Source organism: Streptococcus sp. CCH5-D3 (assembly GCF_001556435.1).
GTDB lineage: Bacteria > Bacillota > Bacilli > Lactobacillales > Streptococcaceae > Streptococcus.
Window position 1 is genome coordinate 1 of the sequence record NZ_LSIW01000140.1, and the last position, 207, is coordinate 207.

The 207-nt window shown below is 48.8% G+C and carries 1 protein-coding gene; it reads left to right on the plus strand.

Annotated elements, in window-relative coordinates; translation table 11 throughout:
• The coding region (locus AX662_RS09175) for an SH3 domain-containing protein (RefSeq protein ID WP_197414702.1) at nt 1-207 on the plus strand (207 nt) is incomplete at both ends.

Here is a 207-nt window from a genome sequence, read left to right on the forward strand (position 1 = left end):
AGCGTTAACTACGACAAGGTTTTGACAGCCGATGGTCGTCAATGGCTTTCATACGCGACAACAAGTGGTGCTCGTCGTTATGTTGATATTGCAGCAGCTAAGCCAGAAGCAAGCAAACCAGCTGCGAAACCAAGTCTCCCAGAGTCAGGTCGTTATACCTTCACAGGTCGTGCGTCAATCAAGGCAGAAGCTAAAGTTTCAAGCCCA